This window comes from Rahnella variigena (assembly GCF_003610915.1).
Taxonomy (GTDB): Bacteria; Pseudomonadota; Gammaproteobacteria; order Enterobacterales; family Enterobacteriaceae; genus Rahnella; species Rahnella variigena.
On the sequence record NZ_NSDJ01000001.1, the window covers coordinates 148,542 to 168,291 of the forward strand.

Annotated in this window: 20 protein-coding genes; 15 read left to right on the forward strand and 5 right to left on the reverse strand. The window is 55.0% G+C overall.

What is annotated here, in order from left to right; translation table 11 throughout:
* Positions 1-337: 337 nt before the first annotated feature.
* Positions 338-3,040, reverse strand: coding sequence for a magnesium-translocating P-type ATPase (gene mgtA, locus CKQ54_RS00660; protein ID WP_120162374.1), 2,703 nt, complete (start codon positions 3,038-3,040; stop codon positions 338-340).
* A gap of 352 nt (positions 3,041-3,392) precedes the next feature.
* Between mgtA and treR the strand changes: the two genes are divergently transcribed.
* From treR to nrdG, 5 genes are all read left to right on the forward strand, one after another.
* Positions 3,393-4,343: a trehalose operon repressor TreR gene (treR, locus tag CKQ54_RS00665; RefSeq protein WP_167459612.1), complete on the forward strand. Its 951-nt coding sequence runs from the start codon at positions 3,393-3,395 to the stop codon at positions 4,341-4,343.
* A gap of 151 nt (positions 4,344-4,494) precedes the next feature.
* Complete coding sequence (treB, locus tag CKQ54_RS00670) at positions 4,495-5,913, forward strand: PTS trehalose transporter subunit IIBC (RefSeq protein ID WP_112286761.1); 1,419 nt, start codon at positions 4,495-4,497, stop codon at positions 5,911-5,913.
* A gap of 22 nt (positions 5,914-5,935) precedes the next feature.
* Positions 5,936-7,579 (forward strand): alpha,alpha-phosphotrehalase, encoded by a 1,644-nt coding sequence (gene treC / locus CKQ54_RS00675; RefSeq protein ID WP_120162376.1) that lies wholly within the window; start codon positions 5,936-5,938, stop codon positions 7,577-7,579.
* Positions 7,580-7,922: 343 nt separating this feature from the next.
* Complete coding sequence (gene nrdD / locus CKQ54_RS00685) at positions 7,923-10,061, forward strand: anaerobic ribonucleoside-triphosphate reductase (RefSeq protein WP_120162378.1); 2,139 nt, start codon at positions 7,923-7,925, stop codon at positions 10,059-10,061.
* Between the two features lie 4 nt (positions 10,062-10,065).
* The gene (gene nrdG, locus CKQ54_RS00690; RefSeq protein WP_120162379.1) at positions 10,066-10,530 is read left to right on the forward strand and encodes an anaerobic ribonucleoside-triphosphate reductase-activating protein; all 465 of its coding nucleotides are present in this window, start codon (positions 10,066-10,068) and stop codon (positions 10,528-10,530) included.
* A gap of 37 nt (positions 10,531-10,567) precedes the next feature.
* Here nrdG and CKQ54_RS00695 read toward each other — a convergent pair whose 3' ends face one another.
* From CKQ54_RS00695 to CKQ54_RS00710, 4 genes are all read right to left on the reverse strand, one after another.
* Positions 10,568-10,882 (reverse strand): CcdB family protein, encoded by a 315-nt coding sequence (locus CKQ54_RS00695; RefSeq protein WP_120162380.1) that lies wholly within the window; start codon positions 10,880-10,882, stop codon positions 10,568-10,570.
* The gene (locus CKQ54_RS00700; RefSeq protein ID WP_112152055.1) at positions 10,882-11,043 is read right to left on the reverse strand and encodes a type II toxin-antitoxin system CcdA family antitoxin; all 162 of its coding nucleotides are present in this window, start codon (positions 11,041-11,043) and stop codon (positions 10,882-10,884) included. Before CKQ54_RS00700 ends, CKQ54_RS00695 begins: the two co-directional genes overlap by 1 nt.
* 120 nt (positions 11,044-11,163) lie before the next feature.
* A complete protein-coding gene (locus CKQ54_RS00705; protein WP_013573849.1) occupies positions 11,164-11,451 on the reverse strand; it encodes a helix-turn-helix domain-containing protein in 288 nt (95 codons plus the stop codon).
* Positions 11,435-11,779, reverse strand: a complete 345-nt coding sequence (locus CKQ54_RS00710; RefSeq protein ID WP_244220155.1) for a type II toxin-antitoxin system RelE/ParE family toxin — start codon at positions 11,777-11,779, stop codon at positions 11,435-11,437. The genes CKQ54_RS00705 and CKQ54_RS00710 overlap by 17 nt, the downstream gene beginning before the upstream one ends.
* A gap of 304 nt (positions 11,780-12,083) precedes the next feature.
* Here CKQ54_RS00710 and phnF point away from each other — a divergent pair, with 304 nt between their 5' ends.
* The 10 genes from phnF to CKQ54_RS00760 are packed head-to-tail and all read left to right on the forward strand — an operon-like array spanning position 12,084 to position 19,678.
* On the forward strand, positions 12,084-12,809 hold the full coding sequence (gene phnF, locus CKQ54_RS00715; RefSeq protein ID WP_120162382.1) for a phosphonate metabolism transcriptional regulator PhnF: 726 nt from the start codon (positions 12,084-12,086) through the stop codon (positions 12,807-12,809).
* Positions 12,810-13,253, forward strand: coding sequence for a phosphonate C-P lyase system protein PhnG (phnG, locus tag CKQ54_RS00720; protein ID WP_120162383.1), 444 nt, complete (start codon positions 12,810-12,812; stop codon positions 13,251-13,253).
* Positions 13,254-13,256: 3 nt separating this feature from the next.
* Entirely contained in the window at positions 13,257-13,838 is a 582-nt protein-coding gene (gene phnH, locus CKQ54_RS00725; RefSeq protein WP_120162384.1) for a phosphonate C-P lyase system protein PhnH, read from the forward strand.
* Positions 13,838-14,920, forward strand: a complete 1,083-nt coding sequence (locus tag CKQ54_RS00730) for a carbon-phosphorus lyase complex subunit (protein WP_120162385.1) — start codon at positions 13,838-13,840, stop codon at positions 14,918-14,920. Before phnH ends, CKQ54_RS00730 begins: the two co-directional genes overlap by 1 nt.
* Positions 14,910-15,785 (forward strand): alpha-D-ribose 1-methylphosphonate 5-phosphate C-P-lyase PhnJ, encoded by an 876-nt coding sequence (locus CKQ54_RS00735; protein ID WP_120162386.1) that lies wholly within the window; start codon positions 14,910-14,912, stop codon positions 15,783-15,785. Before CKQ54_RS00730 ends, CKQ54_RS00735 begins: the two co-directional genes overlap by 11 nt.
* Positions 15,785-16,576 (forward strand): phosphonate C-P lyase system protein PhnK, encoded by a 792-nt coding sequence (gene phnK, locus CKQ54_RS00740; RefSeq protein ID WP_120162387.1) that lies wholly within the window; start codon positions 15,785-15,787, stop codon positions 16,574-16,576. Before CKQ54_RS00735 ends, phnK begins: the two co-directional genes overlap by 1 nt.
* A gap of 27 nt (positions 16,577-16,603) precedes the next feature.
* Positions 16,604-17,311 (forward strand): phosphonate C-P lyase system protein PhnL, encoded by a 708-nt coding sequence (gene phnL / locus CKQ54_RS00745; protein ID WP_112286773.1) that lies wholly within the window; start codon positions 16,604-16,606, stop codon positions 17,309-17,311.
* The gene (gene phnM, locus CKQ54_RS00750) at positions 17,308-18,444 is read left to right on the forward strand and encodes an alpha-D-ribose 1-methylphosphonate 5-triphosphate diphosphatase (RefSeq protein ID WP_120162388.1); all 1,137 of its coding nucleotides are present in this window, start codon (positions 17,308-17,310) and stop codon (positions 18,442-18,444) included. Before phnL ends, phnM begins: the two co-directional genes overlap by 4 nt.
* Positions 18,445-18,455: 11 nt before the next feature.
* Positions 18,456-19,031 (forward strand): ribose 1,5-bisphosphokinase, encoded by a 576-nt coding sequence (gene phnN, locus CKQ54_RS00755; RefSeq protein WP_120162389.1) that lies wholly within the window; start codon positions 18,456-18,458, stop codon positions 19,029-19,031.
* 8 nt (positions 19,032-19,039) lie between these two features.
* The gene (locus CKQ54_RS00760) at positions 19,040-19,678 is read left to right on the forward strand and encodes a DapH/DapD/GlmU-related protein (protein ID WP_120162449.1); all 639 of its coding nucleotides are present in this window, start codon (positions 19,040-19,042) and stop codon (positions 19,676-19,678) included.
* Positions 19,679-19,750: the final 72 nt, after the last annotated feature.

A 19,750-nucleotide genomic window follows, 5' to 3' on the forward strand; every position in this document is an offset into this window, starting at 1 on the left:
TATTTGAAAGTTCACTTATTGTGTAAAATACACACTTATTAGAATTTCTTTAAACGAAACATATAAAATAAATCACTTGCATTAGAGTTTGATATCCGGCCATGGCATCAGCGGTAAATCCCCGGCTGGCGCGGCAAAAGCGGAAAAGGTGAGAAACAGGGATGAAGCCAGAAGGGTACGACGGAAAGGCAATAACATCGGTGAAATTCCTCAGAGTAAAAAGCGCACCATCTTAGCCCGCTGAAGCTAAAGGAATTACTATAGTCGCTGGATAAAATAAAGGCGGTGACTGAGTTAACAATCACCGCCTGTATGATTAATATTTAACGCGAAACGATTACTGCCAGCCGTAACGACGCACGAACCAGCCTTTCACGCACTGCGTCAGCACCATGTAGCCCGCAAGAATCGCGATCAGCCACGGGAAATAGCTCAGCGGCAGCGCCTGCAATTGCAGGAATCCGGCAACAGGCGAGTAGATCAACGCGATACCGGTGACTACCACCATCAGCGTCATGATGCACAACGGCCAGGAGGCGCGGCTCTGAATAAACGGCACTTTGCGGGTGCGGATCATATGCACAATCAGCGTCTGCGACAGCAGCCCTTCAATGAACCAGCCGGACTGGAACAGTGTCTGCGCCTCAACCGTATTGGCCTGGAACACCCACCACATCAGGCTGAAGGTCAGGATGTCGAACACGGAACTGATTGGCCCGAAGAACACCATAAAACGGCCAATGTCACCCGCATTCCAGCGCTGCGGTTTTGCCAGTTGCTCCTCATCAACGTTATCAAACGGAATCGCTACCTGTGACACATCGTAGATAAGATTCTGGATCAGCAGATGCAGCGGCAACATCGGCAGGAACGGCAGGAAGGCGCTGGCCACCAGCACACTGAACACATTACCGAAGTTAGAACTGGCGGTCATCTTGATGTATTTCAGCATGTTGGCGAAGGTTCTGCGCCCTTCTGTCACGCCCTGCTCCAGCACCATCAGGCTTTTTTCCAGCAGAATAATGTCCGCCGCTTCTTTGGCGATATCCACCGCCGAATCCACGGAAATGCCAATGTCTGCCGCGCGCAGCGCCGGTGCATCGTTAATGCCGTCGCCCATAAAGCCGACCACATGCCCTTCACCGCGCAGCACGCGCACAATGCGTTCTTTGTGCATCGGCGTCAGTTTGGCAAACACCGTGGTTTCGCGGGCGACGTTCAGCAGTTGCACATCGTCGAGTGCATCTATATCGCTGCCGATCAGAACCGTTTCTGCATGTAATCCGACATCTTTGCAGACCTTACGCGCCACCAGCGGGTTATCGCCGGTGAGAATTTTCACGGTGACGCCTTTACGCTGCAACGCTTCCAGCGCCGGTGCGGTGCTTTCTTTTGGCGGATCGAGGAACGCGATATACCCGGCCAGGATCAGGCTGGATTCATCGGTCACGCCGTACCCCTGCGTGCGTGATGGCATCACTTTATGTGCCACCGCCACCACGCGCAGCCCCTGCTGATTCAGGTCATCAGTAATGCGGCGGATGCGCGCGAGCAGTACATCGGTCAGCGGCACAATCTCACCGTTGAGCTGCACCAGCGTGCATATCGACAGCATTTCTTCCAGCGCGCCTTTGCAAATCAGGCGGTGATTATGATCGTTTTCGGCGACCACCACGGACATGCGGCGACGGTCGAAATCAAACGGAATTTCATCCACTTTCAGCGAGTTATGCACCGGACCGGCATCGCCCGCTTCCAGCACGGCAACATCCAGCAGGTTTTTCAGGCCGGTCTGATAATGGCTGTTCAGCCACGCCAGATGCAGCACGTCGTCGCTGGTCACCCCGAGTACGTCAGTGTGGCGCTCAAGTACAATTTTATCCTGCGTCAGCGTGCCGGTTTTATCGGTGCAGAGGATGTCCATCGCGCCAAAGTTCTGGATAGCGTCCAGACGTTTGACGATCACTTTCTGGCGGGAGAGTTTCACCGCGCCTTTCGCCAGCGTCGAGGTGACAATCATCGGCAGCATTTCAGGCGTCAGCCCGACCGCCACGGAGAGCGCAAACAGCGCTGCTTCCCACCAGTCGCCTTTGGTGTAGCCGTTGATCACCAGCACCACCGGTGTCATCACCATCATAAAGCGGATCAGCAGCCAGCTGACTTTGCTGATACCTGCCTGGAATGCATTCGGCTGGGTATCTTCCTGCACCACGCGTTCGGCCAGCTGACCGAACCAGGTTTTGCCGCCGGTGGCGATCACCATCGCAATCGCCGTACCGCTGACCACGTTGGTGCCCATAAAGCACAGCGTATTCAGTTCGAGCGGATCCGCCGCAACCGGTTTTTTCTCGCAGGCGTGTTTTTCGACCGGCAGCGATTCACCGGTCAGCGCCGCCTGGCTGATAAACAAGTCTTTGGCGGAGAGAATGCGCAAATCTGCCGGGATCATATCCCCCGCAGAAAGCTTGATCAGGTCACCCGGCACCAGCTGGCTGATCGGGGTTTCTACCGTTTCGCTGCGCCCGGTTTGCGCGTCACTGCGCAACACCGTGGCGGTGTTGCTGACCATGGCTTTTAGCGCATCGGCAGCTTTGTTGGAGCGCGCTTCCTGAATGAAATGCATAAAGGTGGAAATAAACACCATCGCGCCAATCACCAGCGCCGCCGTTAAATCGTCGGTGGCGTAAGACACCAGCCCGAGCACAGTCAGCAGCAGGTTGAACGGATTGCGGTAGCAGTGCCACAGGTGCAGCCACCACGGTGCAGGCTGCTGATCGCCGGTCTGATTGAGGCCTGAAACGTCGCGGATCGCGTCAGCTTCCTGCGCGGTCAGCCCTTCCGGATGGCTGGCAAATTGCAGGTACAGCTGGTCTTCGGTGGCGCGGGCACACGCCTGACAATGTGCAGCCATCGCCGCAGGAACAGCCTGTGCAGCGCGGCCTGGCACGTTTTCGAGCATCGGATCGCGACGGACTAAACGGCGCGGTAAGTTGCGGCTGAGCGCGCTGAGCAGCCGGGAGGTGAAATCTTTGAACATCATTCGCACCTTATTGCGCCCACGGCAAAACGACCGCAGACGGGCAAAAGGGTTATAACAAAACAGGGGCGAACGAACAGACGTACACCACCGCTTACCTGATAACATTTAATGTCACGGTAAGCAGCAGCAAAAGCGGGTGCTTACCGGATCACAACGGACCTACAGAATTGGGGTCGGGTTCCATGGGTTTTCACCTCCGGTAAGGAACGGTCTGGAAATTCATACGCATCGGGTATAAAAATCCGTTAGGGTAGAGCTGTTAACTACGCCTCAGGCGTATTTTCCGCGGATTATAAACCTGTTTACTACAACCGAACTTAAACCTGATCTCACTTAACCATACAAAATAACTATGCAAAATCGCCTGACCATAAATGACATTGCGCGCCTGAGCGGCGTCGGTAAATCCACGGTTTCCCGCGTCCTGAATAACGAAGGCAATGTCAGCCCGCAAACCCGCGAACGGGTATTACAGGTGATTGAGCAGGAACATTTCAGCCCGTCGAAATCAGCGCGGGCAATGCGCGGGTTCAGCGATAAAATCGTGGCGATCATTGTTTCACGCCTCGACTCTCCGTCAGAAAATCAGGCCGTCCGTGCCATGCTGCCACTGTTTTATCAGCAAGGTTACGATCCGATTGTGCTGGAAAGTCAGTTCAGCACCGAACGTGTTAAAGAGCATTTGCAGGTGCTGAAACAGCGCAATATCGACGGCGTGGTGTTGTTTGGTTTTACCGGTTTATCGGCGCAGATGCTGACGCCGTGGCAGGACAAAATGGTGATGCTGGCGCGTGATATGCCGGGGCTGTCGTCCGTGTGTTACGACGATGCGGGGGCGGTGCAGTTGCTGATGCAAAAGCTGATGGCACATAACCTGCGCAACATTGGCTTTATTGGCGTTTCCCCGCAGGACACCACGACGGGCCAGCGCCGCAGCGAAGCCTACCGGGCATTTTGTCAGGAGAACGGCCTGACACCGCACATTGCGCTGGGTGAACTCACCTATCAGAGCGGTTTTGATCTGATCCCGCAATTGCTGAAAAGCAATGTCCAGGCGGTAATTTGTGCCTCCGATACTATCGCTATCGGCGCACAGAAATACCTGCAACAGCAGCAAATCCGCGACATCCAGGTGTGCGGTATCGGTAACAACCCGCTGCTGCATTTCCTGTTCCCGGAATCGTATTCCGTAGAACTCGGTTATGGCGCAGGCGGCGAAGCGGCGGCTAAACAACTGCTGGCACAGCTCAGCGGATCTGCGGCCGTGCAGCAGCTGATCATCCCCGGAAAGCTTGCTTTCTGAATCCCCCAATTTTCTGACCTTGCCTTTCCCCAAAGCAGAAACTTTGTGATCGTTCCGGCAAAACCGGGAACGTTCCCGGACAGGTTCCCATCACCTTCGCTATGCTTGAACCGTACCCTACACACTTACGCAAAATCACAGGCCATTCCCTATGAGCAAAGTTAAGCAACAGGATGTTGATCAGCTGATCGCCCTCGTTGGCGGCAGCGACAATATCGCGATGGTGACTCACTGCATTACGCGTCTTCGTTTTGTCCTCAATGACCCGTCCAAAGCCGACCCGAAAGGTCTCGAAGCCCTGCCGATGGTCAAAGGCTGCTTTACCAATGCCGGTCAGTTCCAGGTCGTTATCGGGCCGGAAGTGGATGATTACTATAAAGTCCTGATTGCCAGCACCGGTAAAAGTGCGGCCGGAAAAGAACAGGCAAAAGTCGCCGCCCGCCAGAATATGAGCTGGTTTGAGCGCAGCATTTCTCATTTCGCTGAAATCTTCTTCCCGCTGTTACCGGCGCTGATCAGCGGCGGTTTGATTCTCGGTTTCCGTAACGTTATCGGTGAAATCCCGATGAGCGATGGCCAGACGCTGGCGCAGATGCACCCGTTGTGGCAGTCGATTTACGATTTCCTGTGGCTGCTCGGCGAAGCTGTGTTTATGTTCCTGCCGGTGGCGGTCTGCTGGTCAACGGTCAGAAAAATGGGCGGTACCGAAATCCTCGGCATCGTGCTCGGTATCACGCTGGTGTCGCCGCAGTTAATGAACTCCTACAACCTCGGGCAGCAAATCCCTGAAGTGTGGAATTTCGGCTGGTTCACCATCGAAAAAGTGGGTTATCAGGCGCAGGTCATTCCTTCCGTTCTGGCGGGTATGGCGCTGGCGGTCATCGAAAATGGCCTGAAACGCATTATCCCTAATTACCTTTATCTGGTGATTGTTCCGGTCAGCTCACTGATTATTGCCGTGTTCCTGGCGCACACGCTGATCGGGCCGTTTGGCCGCATGATTGGCGACGGCGTGGCTTTCGCAGTGAAATTCATCATGACCGGCAGCCTCGCGCCGATCGGTGCCGCGCTGTTTGGTTTCCTCTATGCGCCGCTGGTCATTACCGGCGTGCATCAGACCACACTCGCCATCGATATGCAGATGGTACAAAGCACTGGCGGAACGCCGGTCTGGCCGCTGATCGCTCTGTCTAACATTGCGCAGGCAGCCGCGGTCGTCGGCGTGATTATCGTCAGCCGTAAACACAACGAACGTGAGATTTCCGTGCCCGCCGCCATCTCAGCCTTCCTCGGCGTAACTGAACCGGCGATGTACGGGATCAACCTGAAATACCGCTTCCCGATGCTGTGCGCGATGATCGGCTCGGCGTTTGCCGGTCTGATTTGCGGTCTGTTCCACGTCACGGCTAACGGTATTGGGGTCGGCGGATTGCCGGGCATTCTGTCCATCAAACCGCAGTTCTGGAGCATCTACGCACTGGCCATGCTGGTGGCAATTGTGGTGCCGATTATCCTGACCGTGCTGGTTTATCAGCGCAAAGCCCGCCGTGGCGAACTGGCAGTGGTGTAAGAAATTTAAGAAGGAAAATGGAATGAACAGCGAATTGCCGTGGTGGAAAAACGGCGTGATTTACCAGATTTACCCAAAGAGCTTTCAGGACACTACGGGCAGCGGCACCGGTGATATCAACGGTATTACGCAACGTCTGGATTACCTGAAAACACTGGGCGTCGATGCCCTGTGGCTGACGCCGATGTACCTGTCGCCACAGATTGATAACGGCTACGACGTAGCGGATTACTGCGAGATTGACCCGGCTTTCGGCACGCTGGAAGACTTCGAGCGGCTGACCGCAGAGGCGCATCAGCGCGGGATGCGCATCGTAATGGATATGGTGTTTAACCATACTTCGACGCACCACGAATGGTTCCGCCAGTCGCAGGATCCGGGCAGTCCGTTCCGCCCGTTTTATATCTGGCGTGACAGCGCGACCGAAGGCGGCCCGCCGAATAACTGGCGTTCTAAATTCGGTGGCGGCGCCTGGCAGTGGCATGAAACCAGCGGGCAGTATTATCTGCATCTGTTCGCTACCGAGCAGGCGGATCTCAACTGGGAATACCCGCCGGTGCGCGAGGCGCTGAAAAAAGTCTGCCAGTTCTGGGCGGATAAAGGCGTCGACGGACTGCGTCTGGACGTGATTAATCTGGTTTCAAAACAGCAGGACTTCCCGTCCGACGATGCCGGTGATGGCCGCCGTTTTTATACCGACGGCCCGCGCATTCATGAGTTCCTGCAGGAGTTCAGCCGCGATGTGTTCAAACCGCTCGGGCTGATGACGGTCGGCGAGATGTCTTCAACGAAGCTTGAGCATTGCCGCCGCTACGCCGCTAACGACGGCAGCGAACTGTCGATGACCTTTAACTTTCATCATCTGAAAGTGGATTATCCGAACGGCGAAAAATGGACGGATGCGCCGCCGGATTTCGTCCAGCTCAAACAGATTTTCCGCGAATGGCAGCAGGGAATGCACGGGCATGCGTGGAATGCGCTGTTCTGGTGTAATCACGATCAGCCGCGCATTGTGTCGCGCTTTGGTGATGAAGGGGCACTGCGCACGACGTCTGCCAAAATGCTGGCGATGGTGCTGCACGGTTTGCAGGGCACGCCGTATATCTATCAGGGCGAAGAAATCGGCATGACCAATCCTGGTTTTAAACATCTCGAACAATATCGCGATGTGGAAAGTCTGAATATGTTTGCCGAACTGAAATCCGACGGGCGCAGCAACGAAGAGCTGTTACGCATTCTGGCGAAGAAATCACGGGATAATTCGCGCACGCCGATGCAATGGAACGCCGGAGATCAGGCCGGATTTACCACCGGCACACCGTGGATTTCCGTCAGCCACAACGCGCAGGACATCAATACCGAACAGGCACTGGCGGATAAAGACTCTGTCTTTTATCTCTATCAGCAACTGATCCGACTGCGCAAAACGCTGCCGGTACTGAGCGGGGGCGATTATCAGGATTTGCTGCCGGAGCATCCGCAACTCTGGTGCTATACCCGCACGGCAGACGGCAAAACCCTGCGGGTGATGGCAAACCTGAGCGCACAGGATCAGGCCTTCACATTGCCGGAATTCCCCGGCAGCACGCTGCTGAGTAATTACGCATCCCCTGCGGTTTCCGGAACGCTTCGTCCGTACGAATGCTTCTGGCAGCTCACCGAATAATCTGAAATTTCTGTTCTGCCGGGTCAGTCACATTCGTGTCTGGCCCGTTTGTTTTTTATGGATCTCCTTATAAAACAACACGCAAAACTCAGGCCAGAACTTACAGTTGGTCATCAATTCTTCCGCCAAAAAAATTCTTTGTTTCAGGTCAATAAAACGGGAATTATCACTCGCGTGAATGCTACATGTAGTGTGTATAGTACACACCCAACCCAATATATAGCGGTTTTCTGCAAAAGCCACACAACCGGCCTGTAAGCCTTGTGGGGCGCGGGATCCGCCCAATAGGAGTGACATTGTGAAGGCAGACAGACTGGAAACCGTACCCGCAAAATCCACAACAATGCAGCCCATCGTGATCAAGCGGGATGGTTGCCAGGTCCCTTTCGATGAAGTTCTGATTAAACAAGCCGTGCAACGCGCGGCGGCGGCTGCGGGTATCGACAGCGTGGATTATTGCGCTCAGGTTGCCCGCGTGGTGGCGGAAAGTCTGCAAGATCAGGCTCGTGTAGATATCCACGATATTCAGGATGCGGTTGAAAATCAGCTGATGGCAGGTCCGCATAAAAAGCTGGCACGCGCTTATATCGAATACCGTCATGACCGCGATGTGAAACGTGAAATGCGTGGCCGCCTGAATCAGGAAATCCGGGGTCTGGTTGAACAAAGCAATATGGCGTTGCTCAACGAAAACGCCAACAAAGACAGCAAAGTGATCCCGACACAGCGTGACCTGCTGGCCGGTATTGTCGCCAAGCATTACGCCAAACAGCATATTTTACCGCGCGATGTCGTACTGGCGCATGAGCGTGGCGAAATCCATTATCATGACCTCGATTATTCACCGTTCTTCCCGATGTTTAACTGCATGCTGATCGACCTTAAAGGCATGCTGAATCACGGTTTCAAAATGGGTAATGCGGAAATTGACACGCCAAAGTCTATTTCCACCGCTACGGCCGTCACCGCGCAGATTATCGCGCAGGTCGCCAGCCATATTTACGGCGGCACGACCATTAACCGCATCGATGAAGTCCTGGCACCGTTCGTCACCGCCAGCTTCAATAAACATCGTCAGACTGCCGAAGAGTGGCAGATTGCGGATGCGGATGGCTTTGCTCACAGCCGTACCGAAAAAGAGTGTTATGACGCCTTCCAGTCGCTGGAATATGAGGTCAATACCCTGCACACCGCCAACGGCCAGACGCCGTTTGTCACCTTCGGTTTTGGCCTCGGCACATCGTGGGAATCGCGCCTGATCCAGCAAACCATTCTGCGTAACCGCATTGCCGGACTGGGCAAAAATCGCAAAACCGCTGTATTCCCGAAACTGGTATTTGCCATCCGTGACGGCCTGAATCATAAAGCCGGTGACGCCAACTACGACATTAAGCAACTGGCACTGGAATGCGCCAGCAAGCGTATGTACCCGGACATCCTAAATTATGATCAGGTGGTGAAAGTCACCGGTTCGTTCAAAACGCCGATGGGCTGCCGCAGTTTCCTGGGCGTGTATGAAGAAAATGGCGAGATGATCCACGAGGGCCGCAATAATATCGGCGTGATCAGCCTGAACCTGCCGCGCATCGCGCTGGAAGCGAACCGCGACGAAGCGGCGTTCTGGACACTGCTCGACGAGCGTTTACTGCTGGCGAAGAAAGCCCTGATGACCCGTATTGCACGTCTGGAAGGCATCAAAGCCCGCGTGGCGCCAATCCTGTACATGGAAGGCGCCTGCGGTGTGCGCCTGAAAGCTGACGACGATATTTCCGGCATCTTCAAAAATGGTCGTGCCTCGATTTCGCTCGGATACATTGGCGTGCATGAAACCATTAACGCACTGTTCGGCAACCAGACCCACGTGTTCGACGCCAGCCAGTTACGCGAAAAAGCCGAGGCGATTGTGGCTCGTCTGAAAGCGGCAACCGAAAGCTGGAAAGACGAAACGGGCTACGGTTTCAGCCTGTACAGCACGCCGAGCGAAAACCTGTGCGACCGCTTCTGTCGTCTGGATAAAGCCGAATTCGGGCTGGTGGCCGGTGTGACTGATAAAGGTTACTACACCAACAGCTTCCATCTGGACGTCGAGAAGAAGGTAAATCCGTACGAAAAACTCGACTTCGAAGCGCCGTATCCGCCACTCAGCAACGGCGGTTTCATCTGCTATGGCGAATACCCTAACCTGCAACACAATCTGAAAGCGCTGGAAGACGTGTGGGATTACAGTTATACCCGCGTGCCGTATTACGGCACCAACACGCCAATCGATGAATGCTACGACTGCGGCTATACCGGCGAATTCGAATGCACCAGCAAAGGATTCACCTGCCCGAAATGCGGCAATCACGAACCTTCCCGCGTGTCAGTCACCCGCCGCGTGTGTGGTTATCTCGGCAGCCCGGATGCCCGTCCGTTTAACGCCGGTAAGCAGGAAGAAGTGAAGCGCCGGATTAAACATCTGGGTAACGGTCAGCTGGGTTAATACTTTGAACTTCCATCAGTATTACCCGATTGATGTGGTGAACGGGCCGGGAACACGCTGCGTGCTGTTCGTTTCCGGCTGCGTCCACGAATGCCGCGGGTGCTATAACAAAAGCACCTGGCGGCTGGACTCCGGCAAACCTTTTACGCAGGAAGACGAAAACCGCATTATCGCAGATCTGCAAAACACGGTGATCCCGCGTCAGGGTTTAACGCTGTCCGGCGGCGATCCGCTGCATCCGCAAAATCTTTCTGCGGTGCGCCAGCTATTGTTACGCGTGCAGGCAGAGTGTCCGGGCAAAGATGTGTGGATGTGGACGGGTTATACGCTCGGGGAACTGAGCGCTGAACAGCGGGAAGTCGTGGCGTTAATCAACGTGCTGGTCGACGGGAAATTTGTGCAGGAACTGAAAGACCCTGCACTTATCTGGCGCGGCAGCGGTAATCAGGTGATCCATTATTTGCGTTAATACTTTCAGAGGGGAAATTATTCCCCTCACATCCGGTTCAAATTCCATTCAGTAAAAAATCAAACGCATTTTTCACTTCATAGGTTTCCCCGTCGAGCTGCCTGACCTGATCGCCAATTTCTCGTGACTTAACGCCCCCCAGCATATGCGTCATTGCCACATACTGCTCTTGCTCAATCTTAAGCAAAGGACAAAGTTTTTTTGGCGGAAAGTCTATTAATTCGAGCAGTGGCACCAACGGAATCATTACCGTATTACCGAACCCACTCGCAGCCGAATGATGGATATTCAGCAAAAAAGGATACGCTACCTTTCCGTCTCCTTTGTTTTCATAAACAACGTATTGCTCCATCAAAATGCACGCTGATAATCAGAAAACGAACCATGTTCTTCGACGTATTTATTTATCGCCTCAATTCCTTTTTGATTTTCACGCCTCCATTTCTGCGCAGGTGTTTCGGGTATTAACGTAACAGGTAAATCATTGAATTCACGATTGAGTGCTTCTGACATACAAAGTCCTTTTGTAATTAATGTTTAAAAAAACATCCGACAACCAGAGTGTAATTTGTACTGTTCATCCCGTAAATCCCCCTCTTTCATTCCTGCGAGACGCCTTCCAACTCTTCATTTTCATACCAGTGCTTTCCCACCGATTTCAATGTGGGTGATATGTAAATCCGCGCTCGCCAGCATGTTGACCAGCATATCAATACTGAATACTGAGATTTTACCGCGTACCAGATCCGATATGCGTGGCTGAGTGACTCCGAAAAACTTCGCAGCCTGAGCCTGAGTCATTTTGTTCTTTTCGATATGTGCAGTAAGAACCATCATTAATTTAGAGCGTATTTTCATATTCTCAGCTTCCTGGGGCGTTTCTTCGATGGCATCCCAGATATTGTCAAAACTCTGAATCATTTTTCCTCCGGCTTACTTCTGATTTATAGCGTTTTTTAGCCAGCTCCAGATCATGATGATTCGTGGCCTGGGATTTTTTCTGAAAGCAGTGCAGCACATAAATGGCTTCTTTAAATTTGGCGATATACAAAATCCGGTAGATACCCTCCGTATCTTTAATCCGTAATTCGCGCACCCCCATCCCTACATCCGGCATGGGTTTCCAGTCAAAAGGCATTTCCCCATGTTGCACCCGATGTAACTGGTACCCTGCTTCCCGACGAGCCTGCAAGGGAAAACGCTGTAAATCCGCCAAACTGCTGTCGACAAAGAAAATCCTTTTCATCATACCTTCCCGAATGAAATATACAAAAATTTATATAATAGAATAAAAGATCGCCTTGCTAAATTTCGGTATCCGCCGCGCCGGAGAAATGTAATTCCCTCCTGATAGCCCGTAAATCCCCCTCTTTCATTCCTGCGGGACGTCTTCCAACTCTTCATTTTCCTGCAACCAGAGCTTCACCCAATTGTCATTTAGCACGCCCAAGATGAAGCCAACGCCACACTGAGGTTTACATCATGGCTCTTTCATACCGCTTTCAACTTTTCTCTGTCACTGCCCGTTTGTCCCGTGCGAGGTATTCATTGTGATGAACTTATCTAGACATCCGACCAGTCACACCACGGTGTATCAGCAAATCGCTGCCGAACTGGAACAGGAACTGCGTAACGGTTACCGCTGCGGCGATTATCTGCCGCCGGAACAACAGCTTGCCGAACGTTTTCAGGTGAACCGCCATACGTTGCGCCGTGCGGTGGATGAGCTGGTCGATCGCGGCTGGCTGCAACGCCGTCAGGGTATTGGCACGCTGGTGCTGATGCGTCCTTACGATTATCCGCTGCATTCGCAGGCGCGTTTCAGCCAGAACCTGCTGGATCAGGGCAGCCATCCGACAAGCGAACGTCTGCTGGCGGTGCTGCGTCCGGCCACCGATCACGTCGCGGCGGCGCTGTCGCGTCAGGAAGGCGACACCGTTATTCATCTGCGTACCCTGCGCCGCGTGAACGGCGTGCCGGTCTGCGTGATTGATCACTATCTTCCCGATCTCGACTGGTGGCCTGCATTGCAAAACTTCCATAACGGCTCGCTGCACGATTTTATCCGCGAAGAGATTAAGCAAAAACTCAGCCGCCGTACCACCCGCATTAATGCCCGCCGCGCGCTGGCAAAAGAGAGCAAATTACTCGAAATCGTCCCGCAGGCACCGCTGCTGTGTGTCCGCACCCTGAATATTTGTGAAGGCAGCGATTCGGTGGCGGAATATTCCGTCAGCCTGACGCGTGCCGACATGATCGAACTGACCATGGAGCACTGAATGGATCACCTGCAAACCCGCCAGCGCTGGATGTCGGTGCTGGCTCACAGCCGTCCCGATGAGCTGCTCGCCCACTGGCAACCGCTGAATTTATCCCCGCAATTTGAACGACTCCGCGCTGCTGAAACCGGTCTGACCCAGCTTCAGGGGCGCATGGGCGGCACAGGCAAACGTTTTGTGATGGGCGATATGACCGTCACCCGCGCCGTCATTCAGTTAGACGGCGGTGTCTACGGCTACAGCTACGTCAGCGGGCGCAATAAGTCCCACGCCGAACTGTGCGCGGTCATCGATGCCTTGCTGCAAATGCAGGGCATGGACGAACTGCTGCACAAACGTGTGATAGCGCCGCTGGCTGCTCTGCAACAGGAACGCCGCCAGCAACGCGCCCGTGAAGTGGCTTCCAGTCGCGTCGATTTCTTTACCCTGGTTCGCGGAGAATAATTCATGTCACTTGTTGCCAGTTTTCAACATCCGGTTGCGGATGCGCAGTACAGTTTTCGCCGTATTCTCAAAGCGTTAAGCGAACCCGGCGTCAGCGTGCAGTTGCCAGCCATGCCCGGCTTCGGGGCGTTAGGTTCCGCCAGCGCCTGCGTGCTGCTGACGCTTATCGATAACGACACGCCGCTGTGGCTGAGTGCCTCGCTTAACGATGAAATCCTGCGTAAGAACCTGCGCTTCCATACCGGTGCAGTGCTCACCAATGACCCATCTGCCGTCAGTTTTGCGCTGGCCGATCCGGCGCTCGACAGCGCCACGCTGCTGGCTTTCCCGTGCGGTGATGAGATGTCGCCGGAGCTGGCGACCAGCGTGATTGTGCAGCTGGAAAGTCTGACCGGCGGCACGCCGCTGCGTCTGCGCGGGCCGGGCATCGAGAGCAGCCGCATGATTTCACCGCAGTTGCCTGATTCTGTTCGTGATTATCTGCTTAACCGCCCTCACCGTTTCCCGCTGGGTCTGGACTTTATGTTCACCTGTGGCGAAGAACTGATTGCCGTACCGCGCACCACGCGCGTGGAGGTGTGCTGATGTACGTCGCCGTTAAAGGGGGTGAGAAGGCGATTGCCGCCGCCCATCAGCTGCTGGCGCATGAGCGCCGCGGCAATACCGATGTGAATGAACTTGGCTGCGAACAGATTGAACAACAGCTGGGTTTAGCCGTTGACCGGGTGATGAGCGAAGGCGGAATTTACGACCGTGAGCTGGCCGCACTGGCGATCAAGCAATCCGGTGGCGATCTGGTCGAAGCGATTTTCCTGCTGCGCGCTTACCGCACTACGCTGCCACGTCTGGCGACCAGCGAGCCGCTGAAGACTCAGGCGATGCGCCTCGAACGACGTATCTCTGCTATCTACAAAGATTTGCCCGGCGGGCAGGTGCTCGGCCCGACTTACGATTACACCCACCGCCTGCTGGATTTCGCGCTGCTGGCCGAAGGCGAGGCGCCGTTCACCCCGATTGCCGATGAACCACAGCCGGAAGATTGCGGCCATGTGTTTGATTTGCTGACGCAACAACAGCTGGCGGTACAGGAAGAAGATGACGGTACCGAACCGGAAGACATCACCCGCACGCCGCCGGTATTTCCGGCGTCCCGTGCGGCACGTCTGCAACAGCTGGTGCGTGGCGACGAAGGTTTTCTGCTGTCACTGAGTTATTCCACCCAGCGCGGCTATGGCCGCACACATCCGTTTGCCGGTGAAATCCGCACCGGCTGGCTCACCGTCGAGATCGTGCCGGAAGAGCTGGGTTTTGCCATTGATATCGGCGAGATCCTGCTGACTGAATGCGAAATGGTGAACGGTTTTGTCGCCCCTGAAGACAAGCCGCCGCACTTTACCCGTGGCTACGGGCTGGTGTTTGGCCGCGCCGAACGCAAGGCGATGTCGATGTCGCTGGTGGATCGCGCACTGCAAACCCGTGAATACAACGAGCAAATTAGCAGCCCGGCGCAGGACGAAGAATTTGTCTTGTCCCACGCCGATAATGTCGAAGCTGCCGGTTTTGTCTCGCATCTTAAATTGCCGCATTACGTCGATTTCCAGGCGGAGCTGGAGTTGTTAAAACGCCTGCGCGCTGCGAAAGAACAGGACTCAGCCAATGAACAATAATGTCGCCCAAACGATGACCGGCTACAACCACGGTTATCTCGACGAGCAGACGAAACGCATGATCCGCCGCGGGATCCTCAAAGCCGTGGCGATCCCCGGTTATCAGGTGCCGTTCGCCGGTCGCGAAATGCCGATGCCATACGGCTGGGGCACCGGCGGGATCCAGCTGACCGCCAGCGTTATCGGCACAACAGATGTGCTGAAAGTGATCGACCAGGGCGCGGATGACACCACCAATGCCGTGTCGATCCGCAAGTTCTTCCAGAGTGTCGCCGGGGTGAAAACCACTGAAAAAACTGTGGAAGCCAGCCTGATCCAGACCCGTCACCGCATTCCGGAAACGCCGTTGCAGGAAGATCAGATCCTGATTTTCCAGGTGCCGATCCCGGAACCGCTGCGCTTTATCGAACCGCGAGAAACCGAAACCCGCAAAATGCACGCGCTGGAAGAATACGGCGTGATGCAGGTGAAGCTGTATGAAGACATCGCGCGCTTCGGCCATATCGCCACGACTTATGCGTATCCGGTGAAAGTGAATGACCGCTACGTGATGGATCCGTCGCCGATCCCGAAATTTGATAACCCGAAAATGAACATGATGCCCGCATTACAGTTGTTCGGAGCCGGACGCGAAAAACGCATTTATGCCCTGCCACCGTTCACCAAAGTTGAGAGCCTGGATTTCGATGATCATCCGTTCACCGTTCAGCAATGGGATGAGCCGTGCGCGATTTGCGGATCGCACCACAGCTATCTCGATGAAGTGGTGCTCGACGATCAGGGCAACCGCATGTTCGTGTGCTCCGACACCGATTTTTGTGCTCAGCAGGTTGAGCAACAGGCTTCCAACGAGGTTAACCGCTGATGACCACTCCCTTAAATCTTGCCGCCGAACCGCTGCTGTCGGTGAATAACCTGACTCATCTTTATGCGCCGGGCAAAGGCTTTAGCGATGTGTCGTTCAATCTGTATCCGGGAGAAGTGCTGGGTATTGTCGGCGAATCCGGCTCGGGTAAAACCACGCTGTTGCAGTCGATTTCTGCCCGTCTCGCGCCTCAGGAAGGACAGGTCATCTACAACAATGGCCAGGCCGCCGCGCAGTCGCTGTATGACATGGCGGAAAGCGATCGCCGCCGTCTGTTGCGCACCGACTGGGGCGTGGTGCATCAGCATCCGATGGACGGTTTGCGCCGTCAGGTTTCTGCCGGCGGCAACATCGGCGAGCGCCTGATGGCCGTCGGAGAACGTCATTATGGCGATATCCGCAAGAAGGCCGGTCAGTGGCTGGAAGATGTCGAAATTCCGGTTTCCCGTATCGATGACCTGCCGACTACGTTTTCCGGCGGGATGCAGCAACGTCTGCAAATAGCCCGCAATCTGGTAACGCATCCGCGTCTGGTGTTTATGGATGAACCGACCGGCGGACTCGACGTTTCGGTTCAGGCACGTCTGCTGGATCTGCTGCGCACGCTGGTGGTGGAAATGCAACTAGCGGTGGTGATTGTCACCCACGATTTGGGGGTTGCCCGCCTGCTGGCGCACCGTCTGCTGGTGATGAAACAGGGTCAGGTAGTGGAAAGTGGCTTAACCGACCGCGTGCTCGACGATCCGCATCATCCGTATACGCAACTGCTCGTTTCTTCCGTGCTTTCCTAACCTAATTTCAGAGAAAGAGTGACCAAAATGACGACGAAGCTCAGGGTCGAAAATCTCAGTAAAACTTTTGTTCTGCATAACCAGAACAGCGCCAGATTGCCGGTTTTCAGCAATGCCAGCCTGACCGTGAATGCCGGGGAATGCGTGGTGCTGCACGGCCATTCCGGCAGCGGAAAGTCCACCCTTCTGCGTTCTTTATACGGCAACTATCTGCCGGACAGCGGCAAAATCTGGGTCGAGCATCAGGGCCAGCAGATTGATATGGTCAGCGCCGAAGCACGGGATATTCTGGCCGTTCGCCGCCATACGGTCGGCTGGGTCAGCCAGTTCCTGCGGGTCATTCCGCGCATCAGCGCACTGAATCTGGTGATGCAGCCGCTGCTGGAACTGGGTGTGGATAAAGCACAAAGTGAAGCCCGCGCCAGCGCGTTGCTCCGCCATCTGAATGTACCGGAACGTCTGTGGCATCTCGCGCCCTCCACGTTTTCCGGCGGCGAACAGCAGCGCGTGAATATCGCCCGGGGTTTTGTGGTCGATTATCCGGTGCTGTTGCTCGATGAACCGACCGCTTCGCTGGACGCCACCAACCGTGCCGCCGTTGTCACACTGATCGAGCAGGCAAAAGCGCGCGGTGCGGCGGTGGTCGGGATTTTCCATGATGAAGATGTGCGCGAACGCGTTGCCGATCGCTTGTATGAAATGAGCCCGGAAACGGCGCCGGAGATGTCCGCATGATCATAAATAACGTCAAACTGGTGCTCGACGATCAGGTGGTTGAAGGGTCGCTTGAGATGCAAAACGGCGTGATCAGCGCCTTTGCTGACAACCGCAGTCAGCTGCCGCAGGCGCTGGATGCTCAGGGCGGCTGGCTGCTGCCGGGCTTTATCGAACTGCACACGGATAATCTGGATAAGTTTTTCACACCGCGACCAAAAGTAGACTGGCCAGCGCATTCTGCCATGAGCAGCCACGATGCACTGATGGTCGCCAGCGGGATCACTACCGTGCTGGATGCCGTCGCCGTCGGTGACGTACGCGATGGCGGGCATCGTCTGGATAATCTGCAAAAGATGATCGACGCGATTGTGAACAGCCAGAACGCCGGGCTGAACCGCGCCGAGCACCGTCTGCATCTGCGCTGCGAACTGCCACACGAAACCACGTTGCCGCTGTTTGAGAAGCTGATGGATACCTCGGTGCTGTCACTGGTTTCTCTGATGGACCATTCGCCGGGCCAGCGCCAGTTCGCTACTCCGCAGAAATACCGTGAGTATTATCAGGGCAAATATCACATGAACGACGAGCAAATGGACGATTTTCAGGAAGAGCAAATCGCCCTCTCCCGGCGCTGGGCGCAGCCAAACCGTGAAGCGATTGCCGCACACTGCCGCAAGCGCCATATTTCGCTGGCCAGCCATGACGATGCCACCGCCGCCCACGTTGAAGAATCACTGGCGCTCGGCAGCGTGATTGCAGAGTTCCCGACCACCGAAGAGGCAGCTCGCGCCTCGCACAACAGCGGCTTGCAGGTGCTGATGGGCGCACCGAATATCGTGCGTGGCGGTTCGCATTCCGGCAACGTGGCTGCGCACCATCTGGCTTCGCTTGGCCTGCTGGATATTCTCTCTTCCGATTACTATCCCGCCAGCCTGCTCGACGCGGTTTTCCGGATTGCCAACGATGAGAGCAATGCGTTCAGTTTGCCGCAGGCGGTGAAACTGGTGACCCGTAATCCGGCTAACGCGCTGGGTCTGAAAGATCGCGGAGAAATCGCCGAAGGCAAACGCGCGGATCTGGTGCTGGCACGCGCACATGGCGATCACTTTTTTGTGCAGAACGTCTGGCGTCAGGGCATTCAGGTGTTCTGAGGGGAGATGAGATGAGTCGTTTACTCTATCTGATGGGCGCTTCGGGTTCTGGCAAAGACAGTCTTCTGGACGCGCTGCGCCAGCATTTGCCCACCGATGTCGCCGTTGCGCATCGTTATATTACGCGCCCGGCGGATGCGGGTTCGGAAAACCATATTGCGCTGAGCGAAGCCGAATTTATTCAGCGTCGCCAGCACGGTTTATTCGCTATGGACTGGCATGCGCATCAGTACCGGTACGCCGTGGGCATTGAGATAGACACCTGGATGCAGCTCGGTTTTCACGTGGTGGTCAACGGCTCGCGCGCACATCTGGAAAAAGCCCGCCAGCGCTATGGCCAGCGGCTGGTACCGGTTTGTTTACAGGTTTCTGAAACGGTACTGACTGAACGCCTGACGCGTCGCGGACGTGAAGATACGACGCAAATCGCCGGTCGTCTTCAGCGTGCCAGAGAGTACGAAAACGCCCTGCCCGCCGGCTGCCACCGGCTGAATAATGACGGTGCGTTGCACGAGACTTTACAGCATCTGCTGGCCATTCTTGCCTTGCCGGTCAGCGCGTTTATTTATCCCGTCACTTCATCATGAGCGATTTTATGACAGACATCATTCATCCGTTTTCGCTGGCTGACGAGCAGGATTATTCGCGGCCAAAAATCGGTCAGCAGGTCGAGCTGAACCGGTCAACGCTGGGTCAGTATGTGCATATTGCCGACAACGCGATCATCGACGAAACGCAGATCGGCGATTACTCTTATACCGCCGGAAACAATCAGATCTTCTGCGCCACGATTGGAAAATTTGTGTCGATCGCCACCTATGTGCGGATCAATCCCGGCAATCATCCGACCTATCAGCGCGTTGCCCAGCATCATTTCACCTATCGCAGTTCTGTCTACGGACTCGGTGAGGACGATCAGGGATTTTTCGACTGGCGGCGTGAGCATCATGTCACCGTAGGTAACGATGTGTGGATCGGCCATAACGCGGTGCTGATGCCCGGCGTGCAAGTCGGCAATGGCGCAGTGATCGGCACGTCTGCGGTGGTGACGAAAGATGTTGAGCCTTATTCGATCGTCGCGGGCGTGGCAGCGAAAAAGATCGGCATGCGCTTTGATGACACGATGATCGGGCGGATCGAAGCCAGCCGCTGGTGGGACTGGGATCATGAAACACTGAAAGAAAGGATGCCGGACTTCAGGGATCTGCACGTTTTCGCAGAAAAATACCTGTAGGGATCTGGCGTGATATTGAGTTGAAAGCAGTCTGAGGAAAATTCGCGTTTTTTGCCTGATACCATATCACAA

Bases quoted from the DNA above. Each gene is read 5' to 3' on its own strand.
- mgtA (WP_120162374.1), bottom strand. From the start codon at position 3,040: ATGATGTTCAAAGATTTCACCTCCCGGCTGCTCAGCGCGCTCAGCCGC.
- treR (WP_167459612.1), top strand. From the start codon at position 3,393: ATGCAAAATCGCCTGACCATAAATGACATTGCGCGCCTGAGCGGCGTC.
- treB (WP_112286761.1), top strand. From the start codon at position 4,495: ATGAGCAAAGTTAAGCAACAGGATGTTGATCAGCTGATCGCCCTCGTT.
- treC (WP_120162376.1), top strand. From the start codon at position 5,936: ATGAACAGCGAATTGCCGTGGTGGAAAAACGGCGTGATTTACCAGATT.
- nrdD (WP_120162378.1), top strand. From the start codon at position 7,923: ATGCAGCCCATCGTGATCAAGCGGGATGGTTGCCAGGTCCCTTTCGAT.
- CKQ54_RS00695 (WP_120162380.1), bottom strand. From the start codon at position 10,882: ATGGAGCAATACGTTGTTTATGAAAACAAAGGAGACGGAAAGGTAGCG.
- CKQ54_RS00700 (WP_112152055.1), bottom strand. From the start codon at position 11,043: ATGTCAGAAGCACTCAATCGTGAATTCAATGATTTACCTGTTACGTTA.
- CKQ54_RS00705 (WP_013573849.1), bottom strand. From the start codon at position 11,451: ATGATTCAGAGTTTTGACAATATCTGGGATGCCATCGAAGAAACGCCC.
- CKQ54_RS00710 (WP_244220155.1), bottom strand. From the start codon at position 11,779: ATGATGAAAAGGATTTTCTTTGTCGACAGCAGTTTGGCGGATTTACAG.
- phnF (WP_120162382.1), top strand. From the start codon at position 12,084: ATGAACTTATCTAGACATCCGACCAGTCACACCACGGTGTATCAGCAA.
- phnG (WP_120162383.1), top strand. From the start codon at position 12,810: ATGGATCACCTGCAAACCCGCCAGCGCTGGATGTCGGTGCTGGCTCAC.
- phnH (WP_120162384.1), top strand. From the start codon at position 13,257: ATGTCACTTGTTGCCAGTTTTCAACATCCGGTTGCGGATGCGCAGTAC.
- CKQ54_RS00730 (WP_120162385.1), top strand. From the start codon at position 13,838: ATGTACGTCGCCGTTAAAGGGGGTGAGAAGGCGATTGCCGCCGCCCAT.
- CKQ54_RS00735 (WP_120162386.1), top strand. From the start codon at position 14,910: ATGAACAATAATGTCGCCCAAACGATGACCGGCTACAACCACGGTTAT.
- phnK (WP_120162387.1), top strand. From the start codon at position 15,785: ATGACCACTCCCTTAAATCTTGCCGCCGAACCGCTGCTGTCGGTGAAT.
- phnL (WP_112286773.1), top strand. From the start codon at position 16,604: ATGACGACGAAGCTCAGGGTCGAAAATCTCAGTAAAACTTTTGTTCTG.
- phnM (WP_120162388.1), top strand. From the start codon at position 17,308: ATGATCATAAATAACGTCAAACTGGTGCTCGACGATCAGGTGGTTGAA.
- phnN (WP_120162389.1), top strand. From the start codon at position 18,456: ATGAGTCGTTTACTCTATCTGATGGGCGCTTCGGGTTCTGGCAAAGAC.
- CKQ54_RS00760 (WP_120162449.1), top strand. From the start codon at position 19,040: ATGACAGACATCATTCATCCGTTTTCGCTGGCTGACGAGCAGGATTAT.